Origin of the sequence: Paenibacillus apii (genome assembly GCF_011043685.1) — a bacterium.
Classification (GTDB): domain Bacteria; phylum Bacillota; class Bacilli; order Paenibacillales; family Paenibacillaceae; genus Paenibacillus_AQ; species Paenibacillus_AQ sabinae.
The window spans coordinates 26,090-43,705 of record NZ_JAAKGU010000013.1; the positions used below are offsets into that span (position 1 = coordinate 26,090).

Annotated in this window: 13 protein-coding genes; 10 read left to right on the forward strand and 3 right to left on the reverse strand. The window is 54.3% G+C overall.

Annotated elements, in window-relative coordinates; all coding sequences use genetic code 11:
* Positions 1-187 precede the first annotated feature (187 nt).
* Both G5B47_RS21570 and G5B47_RS21575 read left to right on the forward strand, forming a co-directional pair.
* Entirely contained in the window at positions 188-973 is a 786-nt protein-coding gene (locus G5B47_RS21570) for a PaaX family transcriptional regulator C-terminal domain-containing protein (RefSeq protein WP_165102668.1), read from the forward strand.
* A gap of 158 nt (positions 974-1,131) precedes the next feature.
* The gene (locus G5B47_RS21575; RefSeq protein WP_165102671.1) at positions 1,132-1,851 is read left to right on the forward strand and encodes a YebC/PmpR family DNA-binding transcriptional regulator; all 720 of its coding nucleotides are present in this window, start codon (positions 1,132-1,134) and stop codon (positions 1,849-1,851) included.
* 425 nt (positions 1,852-2,276) lie between these two features.
* On the opposite strand, the gene udk is transcribed toward G5B47_RS21575, so the two are convergent.
* On the reverse strand, positions 2,277-2,909 hold the full coding sequence (gene udk, locus G5B47_RS21580; RefSeq protein ID WP_165102674.1) for a uridine kinase: 633 nt from the start codon (positions 2,907-2,909) through the stop codon (positions 2,277-2,279).
* A gap of 168 nt (positions 2,910-3,077) precedes the next feature.
* On the opposite strand from udk, the gene G5B47_RS21585 reads away from it, so the two are divergent.
* From G5B47_RS21585 to fabZ, 6 genes are all read left to right on the forward strand, one after another.
* Positions 3,078-3,416, forward strand: coding sequence for a DsrE family protein (locus G5B47_RS21585; protein WP_165102676.1), 339 nt, complete (start codon positions 3,078-3,080; stop codon positions 3,414-3,416).
* Positions 3,417-3,445: 29 nt separating this feature from the next.
* A complete protein-coding gene (locus tag G5B47_RS21590) occupies positions 3,446-4,534 on the forward strand; it encodes a threonine aldolase family protein (RefSeq protein WP_165102679.1) in 1,089 nt (362 codons plus the stop codon).
* Positions 4,535-4,645: 111 nt separating this feature from the next.
* The gene (gene ald / locus G5B47_RS21595) at positions 4,646-5,779 is read left to right on the forward strand and encodes an alanine dehydrogenase (RefSeq protein WP_165102682.1); all 1,134 of its coding nucleotides are present in this window, start codon (positions 4,646-4,648) and stop codon (positions 5,777-5,779) included.
* Between the two features lie 315 nt (positions 5,780-6,094).
* Positions 6,095-7,348: a PucR family transcriptional regulator gene (locus G5B47_RS26100; RefSeq protein ID WP_165102685.1), complete on the forward strand. Its 1,254-nt coding sequence runs from the start codon at positions 6,095-6,097 to the stop codon at positions 7,346-7,348.
* Between the two features lie 171 nt (positions 7,349-7,519).
* Complete coding sequence (locus G5B47_RS21605) at positions 7,520-8,755, forward strand: Zn-dependent hydrolase (protein ID WP_165102688.1); 1,236 nt, start codon at positions 7,520-7,522, stop codon at positions 8,753-8,755.
* Positions 8,756-8,986: 231 nt separating this feature from the next.
* Positions 8,987-9,415, forward strand: coding sequence for a 3-hydroxyacyl-ACP dehydratase FabZ (gene fabZ / locus G5B47_RS21610; RefSeq protein ID WP_165102691.1), 429 nt, complete (start codon positions 8,987-8,989; stop codon positions 9,413-9,415).
* 102 nt (positions 9,416-9,517) lie between these two features.
* Here fabZ and G5B47_RS21615 read toward each other — a convergent pair whose 3' ends face one another.
* Positions 9,518-13,627: a S8 family serine peptidase gene (locus tag G5B47_RS21615; RefSeq protein ID WP_165102694.1), complete on the reverse strand. Its 4,110-nt coding sequence runs from the start codon at positions 13,625-13,627 to the stop codon at positions 9,518-9,520.
* Between the two features lie 493 nt (positions 13,628-14,120).
* On the opposite strand from G5B47_RS21615, the gene G5B47_RS21620 reads away from it, so the two are divergent.
* Both G5B47_RS21620 and G5B47_RS21625 read left to right on the forward strand, forming a co-directional pair.
* Entirely contained in the window at positions 14,121-14,420 is a 300-nt protein-coding gene (locus tag G5B47_RS21620; RefSeq protein ID WP_051529698.1) for a GNAT family N-acetyltransferase, read from the forward strand.
* Entirely contained in the window at positions 14,408-14,605 is a 198-nt protein-coding gene (locus G5B47_RS21625; RefSeq protein ID WP_165102697.1) for a hypothetical protein, read from the forward strand. Before G5B47_RS21620 ends, G5B47_RS21625 begins: the two co-directional genes overlap by 13 nt.
* Here G5B47_RS21625 and G5B47_RS21630 read toward each other — a convergent pair.
* Entirely contained in the window at positions 14,580-17,576 is a 2,997-nt protein-coding gene (locus G5B47_RS21630) for a DEAD/DEAH box helicase (RefSeq protein ID WP_407945240.1), read from the reverse strand. The two genes, G5B47_RS21625 and G5B47_RS21630, sit on opposite strands and share 26 nt — an antisense overlap.
* Positions 17,577-17,616: the final 40 nt, after the last annotated feature.

Consider the following 17,616-nt stretch of genomic DNA (forward strand, 5'->3'; position numbering starts at 1 on the left):
GACTATAACTGAAATGCGGATCGGCCAAGGGACACCCCTTATGACCGATCCGTTTTTTCGTTTTACGGCAGCTTGCCCCTTTACCAAGACCCTGTTTTCTTAAGCCGCTTTCCGACTTACGGTTGATTTCCATTTGTTACCCGATCCGGTATACTGAGTGCAAATGTGTATGGACCGGAGGTTTGCCATGCTCTCCATCGAGAAGCAGATCGTATATCTGATATCCTGCGCTTCCGTCATCGAGGTTCAGGAACTGGTACTATTATATGAAGCGGATGGCCGTTCAGGGCAGTATATCCGAAATGTGCTGGCCAGATTGAAGAAAATGGGGTACATCGAATCGGTGGAGCGGTCCCGCTACCGGATCACCGAGGTTGGAGATTCGTTTGTCCGGTCGTTCAACCAGAAGCCGGAGCTTTCGGCCAAAGAATGGGACCGGAAATGGCAGCTCGTCATGTTTGAATTTCCCGATAGCATGCGGAAGTACCGCCAGATGCTTGTTTCGCACCTTCGCATCTTGGGATTTGGCCGCCTGTATGACAGCGTCTATATTTCCCCCTGGGACCACTCGGACAACTTAAAGCAGTATGTGACCGAGAATAAATTGGAGCCTTATTTGACCATAGCTGCGGGATGCGCAATCCCCGATATCGTCAGCTCTGAGCAGACGGGGGGGATTTGGCCGCTGGATGAGATCAACCGAATGTACATGGAGAAGGAAGAGGGGTTCCTTGCCGATTTTCTGTCCAGAGCCGAGCGTCCTTCGGCGGATGACCGGGAAACCTTTCTGCTGTTTCTGGAAATAGGCAACGTGATCAGTGAAATGGGGTTAATCGATCCCGTTCTGCCTCCGTGTTTGCTGCCCGGCTATTGGAGAGGAAATGAGATTCTGGGAAAAATGTTCGCCTGCATGCGCAGGCTTGGGAGCGCTTTGCCACCCGATTCCGTATACCGAAAGTATGTACGGCTGTAAATCGTGCGGTTATTTGCGAGATTTTCATTTTCACCGAATTTTCGATTTAACCGCGCCCCATCCTGCTTATTTGTCCCGCACCCCCTTTAAGAGATATAATGAGAGGAGTATAATATAAGGGACTGCGTCTAATTACTGTTGAAAGAGAGCGATAACGTATGGGCCGTAAGTGGAATAATATTAAGGAAAAGAAGGCGTCCAAGGATGCCAACACAAGTCGTATATATGCAAGATTCGGGCGTGAAATCTATGTAGTGGCCAAGCAGGGCGAGCCGGACCCGGAATCGAACCGGGCGCTGAAGGTCGTGCTGGAGCGCGCCAAGACATACAATGTTCCGAAAGCGATCATTGACCGCGCGCTTGAGAAAGCGAGAGGTAATTCGGATGAGACTTATGATGAGCTGCGCTATGAAGGCTTCGGACCGAACGGATCGATGATTATCGTCGACGCGCTGACCAACAATGTCAACCGGACCGCTTCCGAAGTACGCGCCGCATTCAGCAAGAACGGCGGCAGCCTGGGCGTCAGCGGATCGGTCAGCTATATGTTCGATTCGACGGCGGTCATCGGGCTTGTCGGCAAGAGTGCGGACGAAGTGCTGGAAATTCTGATGGAAGCGGACGTGGATGCGCGCGATATTCTGGAAGAAGACGAGGCCGTCATTGTCTACGCCGAGCCGGATCAGTTCCATGCCGTGCAGGAAGCGTTAAAGAACGCGGGCGTAACTGAGTTTACCGTTGCCGAGCTGACGATGCTTCCTCAGAACTACGTGACGATTCCGGAAGAATCGCAGGCACAGTTCGAGAAGCTGATTGATGTTCTGGAGGATCTGGAGGACGTGCAGCAGGTCTATCATAACGTGGATTCCGAAGAATAGTCAGGCCGCTCCGCTTTCATGCGAAAGAGCCTTTTAGCGCAGGCCGTCCGGGAAACCGGGCGGTTTTTTGCAAATATAAGAATTTATAAGTTCCACGCTTATAAAACCCTTATATTTCTACGAGAAACGTCTTGCGTCCGCCATGGACGCCGTCAGGCGTTTCTTCTTGGCTGTGCCTGCGCTGCCGTCCGTGAAGAAGACAAAGAATGAGGTACCGCTGATGTGGCCATTCGAAAAAGGGCAAGCCGGTAACCGCCCATGTGAACCCTGTCAGCCAGAAACGAAGGCTCGAGACGACCCAAGCCCGGCCCCCATATAAAGGGGGACCGGGCTTGGCGTTTGTTCCTATCGTCTTTTTATGCCCTGCAGCAGCCTCCTCGTGGATCGGACCGCAGCAGCTTATTCCTTCCAGGGAGCGGAGATCCTTACGTTCTAGGCCATTTCTCGCCCGTCAAATATTTCTCGGTCAGGATGGACAGGAGCTGAATGCCGACCTCGTTCTGTCCGCCTTCGGGAATAATGATGTCAGCGTATTTCTTGGAAGGCTCGATGAACGCCTCGTGCATCGGCTTGACCGTCGTCAAATACTGCTGGTGGATCGACTGGATGGTGCGGCCGCGCTCCTCGATATCCCGCAGAACCCGGCGAAGAATGCGGACGTCCGGATCGGTGTCGACGAACACCTTGATGTCCAGCAGCTGGCGCAGGCTCTCGTCGGACAGCACATGAAGCCCTTCGATGATGACGATATGGTTGGGCAGAAGCTCCACCGTCTCGGTCGTCGACCGGGCATGAACCGTAAAGTCGTACACCGGGGCATGCGCTTTCTGCCCCTGCTTCAAAGACTTGATGTGCTCGATGAGCAGCGCATTGTCGAAGGCAAACGGATGATCGTAATTGATCCCGCTGCGGTCCTCAAGGCTGAGATGCGAATGATCCTTATAGTAATTATCCTGTGAGATAAAAGTGACTTTTCCCGAACCGAGCCGTTCGATGACGGAGCGGGCCACCGTCGTTTTGCCGGAGCCTGTCCCGCCGGCGATACCTATAATAAGCATGGCGTAATCATAAACCTCCCTACAATATTCCCTCTGCCAATTCCAGTATTGTAGCACAGAGACCCTTTTTTTTCATCCCGCAATGCCTATTGATATATACTTAAATTACACGATCATGAGCGACATAAGTGCAGACACACTTTTTTTAACTTAGAAAGGATGAAGAAGATGAATCGCAAAATTATTTTTCTGACTACGGATAGTATGGGCAGCGGAGACGGCCGGCTTGGAGAACAGCTTCTGGAAACCTATTTCACACTGCTCAAGCAGCAGGAGCAATTGCCAGCCGCCATATTCTGCGTGAACCGGGGCGTGCTTGCGCTGACGGGGAAATCGATGGCTTCCCTTCATTTAAAAGAACTGGCCGACCGCGGAGTACCGGTGCTCGCCTGCTCGACCTGTGTGAACTACTATGGTGTTGGCGATCAGCTGTATGCGGGAGAGGTCTCCAGCATGGGGCACTTCATCGAGCTTTCCGCGCAGTACGAAGTCATCACGATATCCTAGGTCTTAGACTAAAAAGGAGAAGCATAACCATGAGCAACCCGCTTCAGGAAGCGTTCAACAGGGCAACCTACCCCGTCATCGGCCATGGCAAACGGAATATTCAAGTGCTGAAGGACGCGCTGGACGCCTATGACGGCGAATTGGACAGCGACATGTACGGCGCGGGCAGGCTGATCGAAGATTTTCAGAGCAAAATGGCCGGGATTCTTGGCAAAGAAGCCGCCGTCTTCTTCCCGAGCGGAACGATGGCGCAGCAGATTGCGCTGCGAATCTGGTGCGATCGCAAGGGTGTAAAGAAAGCAGCGTACCACCCGCTGTGCCATCTGGAGATTCACGAGCAGCGCGGGCTTCACGAGCTTCACGGGATCGAGCCGGTGCTGCTGGGCGGTAAGGACAGGCTGATCGGACTCGCCGATGTGCAAAACCTGGACGAGAGCGTATCCTGCCTGCTGCTTGAGCTGCCCCAGCGTGAAATCGGCGGGCAGCTGCCGGATTACGGCGAGCTTGAAGCCATCTCGGCGTACTGCCGCGAGCGGGGGATCGCCCTGCATCTGGACGGCGCGAGACTGTTCGAGGCTCTGCCCTACTACCGGAAGTCTCCGGAGGAAATCTGCGCGCTGTTCGACAGCGTGTATGTCTCTTTATATAAGGGCATTGGCGGGATTGCCGGAGCGATTCTCGCGAGCGATGCCCAATTCACGGAACAGTCCAATGTGTGGAAAAGACGTCACGGCGGCGACCTAATCAGCCTGTATCCTTACATACTTTCGGCCGATTTTTATTTTGAAGAAAGGTTTCCTAACATGAAGAGGTACTATGAAGGGGCAAGGGAGCTGGCCGGTTTTTTTAATGAATGCCACCAAATCACAACCCTTCCGGAGGTGCCTGTCTCGAATATGTTCCATGTTCATGTGAGTCTTCCCAAGGAAAGACTGGAGCCTGTGCTGATGGAGATATATGAGGAAACCGGCGTCGGAATAACGCATGTTTTGCGGGAAAACGGCGAATCGTCCTGCTTTTTCGAGGTAAGCATCGGTGACCGGTATGCCCTTATACCTAAGGATAAACTGCAGCGGGCATTTGCCCTGCTGAATGAAAAACTGACCTTCTCATTGTGATAAAACACAATCATGGCAGATAAAGTTTTGAATTTTCACCAAATGGAAAAGCCGCAGGGTATGTTATCATTCTTTACATAAGAGACGTCAACAAGACAGGAGATGTGAAGAATGATCATCGGAGTACCTAAGGAAATTAAAAACAATGAGAATCGTGTAGCCATTACCCCAGGCGGTGTAGTCAGCTTTGTCAAGGAAGGTCACAAGGTTCTGGTAGAAAAGGGCGCGGGCCTGGGCAGCGGATTCCTGGATGAGGAATATGCCGCAGCCGGAGCGGAATTGATCGACAGCGCAGCCGAGGTATGGAACAGCGCCGAGATGGTCATGAAGGTTAAAGAACCGCTGGAGAGCGAATACGGCTATTTCCGTGCCGGTCTCGTACTGTTCACTTACCTGCATCTGGCCCCCGAGCCTGCGCTGGCGAAGGCGCTGAAGGACAAAGGCGTATTCGCCATCGGCTACGAGACGGTGACCGAAGGCCGCACGCTGCCGCTGCTGACGCCGATGAGTGAAGTGGCGGGCCGCATGTCCGTACAATTGGGCGCTCAATTCCTGCAAAAAAATCACGGCGGCCAAGGCATTCTGCTTGCCGGCGTTCCTGGAGTAAGCAGAGGCAAGGTCAGCATCATTGGCGGCGGCGTTGTCGGAACGAATGCGGCGAAGATGGCTATCGGGCTTGGAGCGGACGTTACCATCGTTGACCTGAGCGCCGACAGACTGCGCCAGTTGGATGATATCTTCGGCGCGCAAATCAATACGCTGATCTCCAACCCGTATAACATCGCCAAAGCAGTTGCCGAAGCGGACGTGCTGGTGGGTGCGGTCCTCATTCCGGGTGCGAAAGCTCCGAAGCTCGTAACCGAAGAAATGGTGAAGACGATGAAACCAGGCTCCGTTATCGTCGATGTGGCCATTGACCAAGGCGGTATTGTAGAGACGATCGACCAAGTGACGACCCATGACAATCCGGTATTTGAGAAACACGGCGTTCTGCACTATTCCGTAGCCAATATGCCTGGCGCTGTCGCCAAAACATCGACGATCGCTTTGACGAACGTTACCGTTCCTTACGCGCTGCAAATCGCAGGCAAAGGTGCGCTGAAGGCTGTGCAAGAGAATGAAGGCCTGCTGAACGGCGTCAATATCGCCAACGGTAAAATTACCTGTAAAGCCGTTGCCGACGCACTTGGCGAAGAATACTTCACGGTAGCCCAAGCCATGTCCCAAGAGTTTACCCTGATCTAAGATTATAGAAATAGAATAAGAAGAAAAAGAAGTCGGCTTATAGAAAGACAGACAGACGTTTCCTGATGAAGAAGAGGAACCCCAATTAAAGGACAGAGCCCGTTCATACGGGCCTGTTCTTTTTTGGCGTGAAATAGGAGGGCCTGTGCAGAGGATCTGCTGCTTTTGGCGGAAGATGGAAGGTTTCCTTCCATAACTTTGCCGCGCCCTATAGTCAGCGCACACGAAGCGTAATATAATGAAACAACCGATTAGTAGTACGAAGGCTGATGTTACGTGCAAAACGCGGCTATTCTGAAGGTTGGAGTGGGAACAGTGACCGAAGCGAGCTTATCCTTTGACCGTTTTTTTGACAGCATGGAGTCCTTGGCGGATGCCATCAGTGAATCGCTGCAATCTCAAGTGACCATTGAGGACGACAATCATCATGTGATCGGCTACAGCTCCCATCAATTCGAGAGCGATCCGGCGCGGATTTCGACCATTATCGGCAAGCGGGTGCCTGACTCTGTCATTATCGGCCTACGCAAAAAGGGGGTCATGCGCCAGCTTGAAAATACGCCTCATCCCATCCGGATTTCGGGGGTGATGGAGGTGGGCCTCGGCCCCCGCCTGGCGATGTGCATCAAGCATCAAAAGGAAGTTCTCGGCTACATCTGGGTTGTCGATGCAGGCAACCTGAAGGAAGGATATGCGGAGAGCGTCGTGAGCAAGGCCGCGCAAATCGCCGCCCGGTACCTGCTGAAGCAGCGGGGCTGGAAGACGAAGCAGACCCAGGTGCAGGAGGATTTTTTCTGGAAGCTGCTGACCTCGCATTACGGCACGGAGCAGGACATCCGGAGGGATGCAGGGGCGGACGGGATTGAGCTGCCTTCGGGTTATTTTATCGGCGTATTCGAACCCGACCGGACGGTGGACAATCACTTCCTGCTGAAGTTCCGGCAGACCGCAGAAAGCTATTCCGGCGTCTCGCTGGTGTTCCTGACCACGGAGCATAACCGGATTATTATCATGTTCACTTTCCATTATCCGATTGAAGGGACAGAGGCGCTGTCTTCCTATATGCGGCTGCTGGTTGACCAGACGAACAAACACGAGGACTGCCGGATATCCGGGGGCTGCAGCCTCCATTACAGTGAATATCTCTCTGCGGCTGTCGCCTATATGGAAGCGGCGTCGATTGCCGAGATCAAGCGGCTGCTGCCTTTTCAGGCCCGCGAGCTGCTGCTGTACGAGGATATGGGGTTTTGGGCGCATCTACCGGCGATTATCGAGCAGAAACGCAGCCGCAACCGCAGAAGCCCTTTGCTCTATCCGCTGAAGGAGCATGACCGGGTGCACAAGACCGATTTTGTCAAAACCGTCGCCGTCTATCTCACCTTCAACGGAAATTTGAAAGAGTCGGCATCCTTTTTGCATATCCATACCAATACCCTGATGTACAGATTGAACCGGATCGCTGAAATTACGGGGAAAAATCTGAAGGATACCCATTACCGCTTCTCTATTTATCTGGACATTCTGACCGAAGAGACCCGGCAGTTGAACCAGTGGTTTGCGGAAGGTTGATGGAAGATATGGCGGATAAGCAAAAGGGCATGGCAGAAAATATATACATGGATGTAACATAAACCGGGTATTCCCGCGCCAATCTTATTACACTCTGTACAATGAAAAGAGAGGATACGGGTCGTAACATAGTGTTGTAGGCACGACCAGATCATGGACGGAGGGATAGGAATGCAGACGCAAAACATTTTCGTTAACGGAGCTCGGCTTAAAGATACGATCGAGGCTTTTGCCGATTTCGGACGTACGCCTGCGAACGGCGTCACCCGGCTGAGTTTAAGCGAAGAGGACATCAAGGTGCGGGATTACTTCCGTTCCTGCTGCGAAGAACTGGGAATGACAGTCACAGTGGACGATATGGGCTGTATGTACGCCACGCTGGAAGGGATCGAGGATAAGCCTCCAATCGTCATGGGTTCTCACCTCGATACCGTTGTAAAAGGCGGGCGCTTCGATGGTGTTTTCGGCGTAATCACGGGCCTTGAGGTTGTGCGGACGCTTGTGGATCATGGCATCAAGCCGCGCATTCCGGTGACGGTCATGAACTTCACGAATGAGGAAGGGGCGCGGTTCGAGCCTTCGATGATGGCGTCCGGCGTGCTGTCGGGTAAGTTCGATAAAGAGGTTATGCTGAAGAGCAAAGATCCGGAGGGGGTTACCTTCGGGGAGGCGCTGAAGGCCAGCGGATACGAAGGGGCTGCCGAGAACCGCATCAAGGAAGCGACCGCTTATCTGGAAATGCATATCGAACAAGGTCCTGTACTGGAAAAAGAAGGCTTGACGATCGGGCTCGTCGACTGCGTAGTCGGCATGGTCTGTTATGAAATTGAAGTCACCGGGGAATCCAATCATGCCGGAACGACGCCGATGGGGATGCGGAACGACGCGTTTTTTGCCGCTACCGATCTGGTGGCGGAGCTGCGGAGCAAGCTGGGCGGGCTCGACTCCGAGCTGGTCTATACAATGGGCCGGGTGAATGTGTATCCCAACATCCATACGGTCATCCCGAATAAAGTCATCTTCACCGTCGAGGCCCGGCATAAGAATGAAGAGGTCATCGCCGAAGTGGTGTCGATCATTAATTCACTCCCGGAGACGCAGTCCGGCTGTTCCGTGTCGAAGTCGAAGCTGTGGGGCCGCGATACCGTCTGGTTCGACGAGCGGGTATGCGGGGCCATTGAAAGCTCGGTGAAGTCGCTCGGTTATTCCCACAAAAAAATGGCCAGCGGAGCCGGGCACGATGCCCAGTTCGTCGCAAGCTACCTGCCTTCGGCGATGATTTTCGTGCCGAGTGTGAAGGGCAAGAGCCACTGTGAAGAAGAGCTGACCTCGTACGAGGATTGCGAAAAAGGCGTCAATGTGATGCTGGAGACAGTGCTGACGTTGCTCGGAGATAGCGGGGAGTAAGGTTTAGATTTGAAGGGAATCGCGGCATATGCGTTAGGTTATATAGTAGAAGGCTGTTCCGTTAAGGGTCCTGTGGGACCCTCGGGACAGCTTTTTATTTGGTTGTCCGTAGACTAGCAGTGGTGTTGCACGACGGGCAGGATAGTTCAACAAGGGTCTTGATGATTTATCTTCTGGTCGGTTTTACCAAATAACGATAAAATGGTAAAAACCGATTAGAGGAGGCAATCCATGCTTGATATTGAAAGTATAAAACAGGTTATTCCTCATCGAAATCCATTTCTTCTGGTCGACCAAATTTTGGAGATTAATGAAGGGAAGAGAGCTGTTGGAATAAAAAGTGTGACAATGAATGAACCACATTTTCTAGGTCATTTTCCCGACTATCCCGTTATGCCTGGAGTCTTAATTGTAGAGGCGCTGGCACAGGTCGGTGGAATCGCTATTTCCAACGTTGAGGACAGCAAACATAAAATAGGTCTACTTACTGGGATTGATTGTTGTCGTTTCAAACGACAGGTAAAACCAGGAGACAAACTCCTTCTTGTATTTGATGTAACTCGAATCAAGGGACAAATCGTCAAAGGAAAAGGTGTGGCCACGGTAAACAATGAATTGGTATGTGAAGCTGAAATAATGTTTGCATTCAGCTCGATTTAGGTTCTAAGCTAACGGGAAATGATAGTTCAATCAGTGCCGCTATGTGAAAAAAAACGGGCCGGTCAAGGAATCATCCTTGATCGGCCCGTTGCTGTTTACGTGTTACTCAGCCAGTCCGGCTTTCACCAGCAGCTGGTGAAGAGTAGCGGCGATCGTCTCGCGGGTAGCCGGTGCGGTTGGATTGAATACCGAACCGGAGGTACCGGTGAGGATGCCCGCTGCGGACAGGAACTGTACGCTGTCCTTCGCATAGCCTGCGATCTTGGCGTTATCGCTATAGGCGGTGAAGGACGGATTGGCTGGGGTCAGCTCGATACCGGCCAGCTTCACGGCTCTATCTAGAATAACGGCCACTTCCTGACGGGAGACATTGGCTTTCGGCGCGAACTTGCCGCCGCCAACACCCAGAATCAATCCGGCCTTCGTTGCGGCTGCAACATCGGCTGCATACCAGTCGGTTGCCTTTACGTCGGTGAAGGTTGCTGCTGCGTCTGAGCGCAGACCGAGCGCGCGTACGAGGATGGCCGTAAATTCGGCACGGGTCAGGTTGTTCTTCGGCGAGAAGGTCGTTGCCGAAGTCCCTTTGAAGATCAGCTTGTTAGCCAGTGCCGTGATGTCCGAAGCCGCAGGTGAAGTCGCGATATCGGTGAACGTTACCGGACGGCTTACAGCGGCATAGGTCGAGAAGCCCGGACGATTTACGGTAACCAGCGTCGTTCCGTCAGCTTGCGTCTTGAACACGGAAGCTACCGGAGTAATCTTGCCGTTCTCTTCGAACAGAACACCGGCCGTATTCGGAGTGATGCTTCCCGGTACGGTGAAGGATCTCTTGATGAACGTATTGTTTGGCACGGTCAGATATGTGCTGCCGGTTGCCGTTGCCCAGCTTGCTTCAAAGGATACCGGAGCCCCGATCACGGACGACCCGGCTGCGCTTGCGCTAAATTTGCCTGCCTGCTCCGAAGCCGGCTTGATGGACAGCTCGAAGGCCGCTCCGGCAGGAGAACCGCTCAGCAGCGATACCGGCAGGGAAACCGCAGCATCCTTCGTGCTGACGATGACTTTGCTGGACGAAGAGATTCCCGCAAGCAGGTTCACTTGATCCGCAGTCAGGCTGACTTTGGCCGCAGAACCATTGACCGCAGGAGCTGAAATGATTACGGCATTTTGTGCCGCAGTGGCATTGGCCAAAGCAGCTTTCAGGTCGCTATCCGATACGGTGATGGTTGTTACACCGTTCTGTACAGCCGTTGCGGAAGCGACGGTCACTTGCTTGTAGCCTTGGTCGACCAGCGCTGTGGCGGAATCGGAAACCGCTGGCGCAGGTGGTGTGGTTGGTGCAATTGGTGCAGGTGCGCCGCCACCACCGCCACCGCCACCGCTGCTTTCCAAAGAGTTATCTACACGCAGCGAGATAAAGCCGTTGTAAATATCGGTCGCTTTGCCTTCGGGAGTAATATGAGCGTACACGATATTGAGCTTGTATACGCCGTCGGTCAGATATCCAACAACTGGTTTGTGGTTGCCGTCGAATACTGGCTGACCTTCTTCATCATACTTGTAATAGGAATTATCAAGGTCCTTGACGTTATAAACCTTCGGTTCAAAGTACGTAGCTTCGTTTACTGTATCATAATAATCCTTGTATCCAATAAGTTCATCATCCAGGTTATAGATGTCGAGTTCATACAGGTTCGCATTGTCGGCACTCAATTTGAAGCTGAGATCCGTTGTCGTCTGCGTGCTGCGTTTTGGATAGATGACAGGGTGAGTCAGTGAAATTTCCTGGATACCCACAGGGCTGTTCGGCAGCTCAGTGCCCACATATACAGAGAAAGGCAGATGAAGTGCAGGCAGATTAGGAGCCGTCAAAATAATTTGCCCTTCATAGAATCCGGATTTTACACCACTGTCTACATTTGCAGTCAAGTAGAACGGTTTGGTCTCATATCCGGCAACCGCCAATTCCGTTTGGCTTAAGTCGGCTTTAATTCCGGCCGGTGCAGTGCCGCTCCATTTCACGGAAGCAGTGTAGGTTATGCTGGAGCTGTCCGTATTTTTAATCTGCAAATTCTCAATTTTAGAGCTTCCGGGAGCCACAACGCCAAAGTTGGCGGAAGAATTGTAGTTCGTAATATTTTGTGGATTGAAGCTCTTGTCGAGAATGGTGATTGGTTCAACAGATTCAAGGACTGCCGGCGTATCAATGGCTTTCGCAACATTTACGCGGCCGGCTCCTTGCTGGTACACGCTGTACTCGTCAAGAACATCGGCTGTATTGGCCAGTGCCGCCCGGATTTCAAACGGCCCCCAGCTCGGGTGCGCTTGCTGCAGAAGAAGGGCAAGACCGGCAACATGCGGCGTAGCCATGCTTGTTCCGCTGATGCGGTTGTAGGCATAGTCATAAGACGCGTTTTTATAGGCGTCATATTTCTGGTAGGCTGGCCAGGTTGACAAGACCCCTACGCCCGGAGCGACAACATCCGGTTTAATGCTCAGGTTCTGGTCGACGTTCGGACCCCAGGAAGTGAAGCTTGCGAGCTCATCCCCCGAGGACTGAGCTTCGTGGTAATCGTCTCCGAATGTGAAGGTGACTTCTGTATCCGGGTTCGCAAGAATCGCTCTTGCCAGCGTGCGTCCCTTGGCGCCTTCCATATCAAAGGTCGGGATGCTGTCATAGGTGTCGCCCAGGTAAGAGTTGATATAGCCATTGCGGTTTTTGATGTTTTCGCTCAGGTCGACTTCGCCGTCCGCGTTTGCGTTGCCGTTAAAGATAACGATCGCTTTGGCTCCGCGTTCCTTGGCGTTTTCAATCTTTTCGGTAAAGGCGAGCAGACCGCGAGAGACAAAGACGACCGAGTCTTGGATCTCATCCGCAGTGTAGCCTTTATAATCGTCATCTGCGCCCAGACCGGCGTAAATGACATGCAAAGGCTCCGTGCCTACCAGGCTCGGATCGGCGAAGTTCTCGCTGCCCAGTTCCCATGCCATGACATTGAACTCGCCGTAAGTGGCATAAGTGGCGGTCGTTACGCTGTCTCCATCAAAGGTCACATCAAATTTCCCGGAGAAATTCTTGGTTGGGCTTGTTACCGCGCCAACCGAAATGGCCAATTGCGAAGTAGCTGGAGAGCCGAGCGTATATTCGCCCGGTCCGGCATTGCCGTTCGCAATGACCGCCGTGACGCCGGAAAGAATCGCATTATTGATAGCGATGGCGTCCGGAGAATTGACGTCCTTCTCGGCGTCGGAGCCGAGCGACAGATTGATGACGTCCATTCCGTCTTTTACGGACCGCTCGATTCCGTCGATAACCTGAGCGGAAGAGCCGGATGCGGAGCTTGGGTTGGCCGGATTGTAACCCAGCACTTTATACACGTAGAGATCTGCGCCATAGGCGACGCCTTTTTGAACGATGTCGCTGGTCTTATTTGCATACCGTCCGATGATCGTACCGGAAACGTGCGTGCCGTGAGAGGTTCCTTCAAACTTCTTATCTGCGTTAGGTTCTTCCTCATATGGATCGTCGTCATTGTAGAAAGAATCCCAACCGCCTTTATAAGCGGGGGCGATATCCGGATGCTTGTAGTCCACGCCCGTATCAATAACACCTACTTTGAGCCCGGCTCCTGTAATGTTTTTAGCCCAAGCTGCATTGGCCCCGATTTGGTCCAGGGGAGCTGCTCCGTGTTCAAGCGTTCCCTGAATCGAAGCGTCCGCTTCTTCAACCGGAATCGGGTACCAGGTGCTGTTTTCGTAAATCGATTTAACTCCGGGGATTTGAGCCAGCTCCGGAATTTCATTGGCAGGGACAGTAACCTCGAAGCCGTTCAATACCGTGTTGTACTTATAGTTGACCATTAAGTCGATTCCTTCGTCCTTGGCTTGCTCCAGAACTGTAGATTGTTGGCTGGCGACAGCCGCTTCAGAAGAGGATTTGGCCAAAGCGGAATTGCCCTGCTTCGCCGCATATTTTCCTACCGCCGCCGGTTGGCCGCTAAGCTGCACGATAACGCGGACGTCGGCAGTCGATTTAATGTTGATCTTAGGCGAGATGTACGTTCCCGGTGTAGTATGAGTCAAAGAAATTTTCGATGATAACTGCGTTTGCAAGCTGCCGGCTGCAAAGACCGTGCCTGGAATTGTTCCGGCTGTCAGCGCCAAACCCAGAGCCGCGACGGACAGCTTGCGTGTTAGTTTGCCCCACTCCAAAAAAATCCCTCCCAAAGATTCTGTTTAATTTGGCTTGCTCCTACCGTTCGGGTGAATCGATTATGTAGAATCCTCCTTTTCTATTCTTCCTTTTTTATTTCCACCTAGATTAGTAGGAAAAAAGATTAAGAAGATTCTACCACCGGTAAATTGTAAAATCCAGATAAAATTCTTTTTTTTATGGCAAAGTTAACATGTTGAAGAAAGATGTGTGTTATCTTTAAATCATATTTACGTGTATAATCCATCGATTTGTGGAATTAATTGTCATTTAATTGCGTTTTTTTCAAAGGCAAAGGTGTAATTTAAAAAAGAACCGTGATGTATTCTGTCATATCCTGTCGGTTGATAGGTCTTTAGGGCCAATTGTTGGCACGGATTTCGAATCATTGGAACATCGTACGGGCAGGCCCAGAAGAAGGGCTGAAGAAAAAGGAACCGATTGGGTAAAGTAATTATAGTGCCCACGGAAAGAGACAAGGAGGGAATGATTATGGACAGCAAAGAATCCAATGAGATCGGCGTAATATATAAAGAGGGCAATGCCTTCGTGATCCGAACGGACGAGGGGCCGGTTGGAGAAATCACCTATGTGCCTAAAGACGAGCATACCTGGATAGCGGATCATACGTATGTATCGCCGCATTACCGGGGCGGAAATATCGCCCAGCGGCTGCTTAAACGGCTGGCGGAGGAGGCGAGGGCGGAAGGGGCCAAGATCATTCCCCAGTGCTCGTATGTCGGTGTCCAGTTCAGGAGGAATCCGGAGTATGAGGATGTATGGAAGCATTAGGCCAAGGGGAAAGCTTCGGCTTAAAGACCGCGGCCTATCCATATGCCGGAGCAATGCGCCTGACCGATGAAACTTGTCATAAAGAAGCCATCTTCCGCTTTTATGTGCGGAGGATGGCTTTTGAACGTTGTCGGTTTGACGCGCCTTACAAGCTTATGCTCAAGGCAACCCGCGCCGCAAGGTGAACAAATCCTTCAGAGCCTCGGTGGAAAGCTCGGTAATCCAGCCTTCCGAGCTGGTAATGATGCTGTCGCTGAGCTGCTGCTTGCTCTCCAGCATTTCGTCGATCCGTTCCTCCAGCGTGCCGAGGGAGATGAACTTGTGGACCTGAACATCCCGGGTCTGGCCCATGCGGTAAGCGCGGTCCGTAGCCTGATTCTCCACGGCCGGGTTCCACCAGCGGTCGAAATGAAAGACGTGATTGGCGGCGGTCAGATTCAGGCCGACGCCGCCGGCCTTGAGCGACAGAATGAAAATGCAGGGCTGCTGCTTGTTCTCCGGGGAGGAAGCCTCCGATGTGCCGGCCGGCAAGACCGCCGCTTCGCGTCCCGCCTGAAAGTCTTCGATCATGCGGTCACGCGCCGATTTGGAGGTACTTCCGTTCAGATAGAGCACGGGTTCCCGAAGCTCTTCCCGCAGAACGCGCTGAAGCATGAGGCCCATCCCGACATATTGGGTAAAAATCAGGCAGCGCTCTCCCTCCTCCCGCAGCTCCCTGACCATGGCGAGCAGCCGCTCCAGCTTGGCGGAGCGTTCGATCAACGGGCCGGTGTCCATCGGCTCGGTGTCCGGCGCGTTTTCGCCCGGTGCGCCTTCCTTTGTAATGAGCAGCGGATGGTCGCACAGCTGCTTGAGGCGGGTCAGCGCGGAGAGGATGGCGCCTTTGCGCTGAATACCTTCCAGTTTGTTCATTTTGCTCATCAACTCGTTAACCGTCTGGTCGTAGAGGGCGGCCTGCTCGGCGGTCAGATGGACATAGGTCTTCATCTCGTTCTTGTCGGGCAGGTCGAGCTGGATGGCGGGGTCTTTCTTTTTGCGGCGAAGCATGAACGGCTTCACCAGCCTTCGCAGATCGGCAGCCCGTTTGGGGTCGCCCTCCTTCTCGATCGGCTGGATGAAGCGATCCTGAAAAGCGCGCAGCGGTCCGAGAAAGCCCGGCGTAATAAAATCGTAGATGGACCACAGCTCAGCCAGCCGGTTCTCAATGGGCGTGCCAGTGAGCGCGACCCGGTGCAGGGCCGGAAAGCTGCGGACGGCCAGCGACTGCTTGGTCTGGGCATTCTTGATGTTCTGTGCTTCATCCAGGCATAACGCCGACCAGGTGAAGCTTGCCAGCAGCTCCTGATCCAGCGACGCCGTCGCATAGGATGTGAGCACAACGTCGGACCCGGCTGCGGCGTCCTGGAAGCTTTCCCCGCCAAGTCTGCTGCTCCCGTAATGGAGCATGACCGAGAGCGAAGGGGCGAACCGGTTCAGCTCCTTCTGCCAGTTGCCGAGCACCGAGGTCGGGCAGACGATAAGGGACGGCCTTGGACCCTCCGGCCGCTCCATGAATCCCTCCTTCACGCGGAGTAAATAAGAGATCAGCTGGACGGTCTTGCCAAGGCCCATATCGTCGGCGAGGCAGGCGCCCAGCCCGAAGCGGCGCAGGAAGACCAGCCAGGAGTAGCCTTCAAGCTGATACGGGCGCAGCTCGGCGTTCAGGCCGGCGGGCGGACCGGGCTGCGGCCGGAGTTCGCTGCCGCCCAGCTGCCCCATAAGCTGAACGAACTGCTCGTTCAGTTCGACTTCAAGCTGAAGGCGGCTTACCTCTTCGGAATCAAGGTCCGGCGCTTCTTCTCCGGCTTCCTCTGCCGTATTCAGCAGATGGAGCTGCAGCACATCCTGAAAGGACAATCCCTGGCGTTTGTCCATGCCGTCCATCGCTCTGCGGATTTGAGCCAGCAGCGCGGGATCAAGCGAAATCCACCGGCCCTGGAAGCGAACCAGGCGCTCGCCGCGCGCGACAAGCGCCGCGAATTCCTCCTCCGTGAGGTCGGCGTCTCCTATCGAGATGCGCCAATCAAAATCGATGATGGCGTCCAGACCCATCAGCGAGCGGCCGCTCCGGTTCTCGCTCTCCGGGCGCAGCTTCGCCCGCAGGCGCGGCTTCCGGCGGCTCGCCGCCTCCCACCAGGCCGGCAGCAGCACGAGCCAGCCCGCATCCAGCAGACGGCGGCTATCCGCCGTCAAGAACGTCCAGGCGGCCGCGCTATCAAGCGGCCGCCCAAGCAGGTCGCCGCCGCCCCCGAAGCGCTCCGGGGGCAGGCAGGCGCGCAGGCGCTCCAGCCAGCCTGCCGAGCGCCCCTCTACATGCGGCGACCACGAGGCGGGCCAGGCGCCATGGGCGGCGCCGTCCGCGCCAAGCTTCACCGGGACAAGCGACGACGGGTCGGTCTTGTCCTGCAGTACGAGCCGAAGCCGCCAGGCCGCTTCGGCTTTAAACGGCTCCAGCAGCTGGAGCGCGGGCCGAAAGGGCGACACATCGGCCTTCCAGCCGATGGAGACGAGCCAGGCCTCCGCGTCCATCCCGGCTGCAGCCAGAGGCTTACGCTCGAACAGCATCGGGTACTCCCGCCGCAGGTCGGCCGCCTGTTCTTCCGTGCCGTAGTGACGGTCGAACACGGCGGCGGAAAAGGCCGCTCTGACGCCTCTCGTCAGACCGTCGTCTTCCTTCAGCCGGGCCAGCGCGCCCCGCGCGTCCATTTTATCATCAGGCCGGCTGTCCCCCTCCGCAAGGGCGACCCCTATCCGGGCCGCTGCGCCATAAGCGACGGCCCGATCCGGTTCCCGCAGCAAAGCCGCTTCCCGGTCTGCCGTTTCGGCCGCCTTCCGGAGAGCTCTCTCCTCCCAGGTCCACTCCAGCCGTCCTTCCCGGTATGCCGCCAGGCTTGGCTCGTACCGTTTGTTCTCCAGGCAGAAGGCCAGGGAGGGGGCCAGCGCCGTAAGCGGCGCCGCTTCGCCTTCCCACGACCAGCCGATATGCGTCAGCAGGCGCCCGGCGGCGAAGAAAGGCAGTACCTGCTCGGCGGGCAGGACGACAAGTTCGATCTCTCCCGCTTTATGAATGGCCAGCTCGGTGCCGTAGCAAGATTCCTCGTGCCAGGCAAAGAGCATTTGCTTTAGAGTCAGGCCGGGAAGAGCATCCCCGTGATCC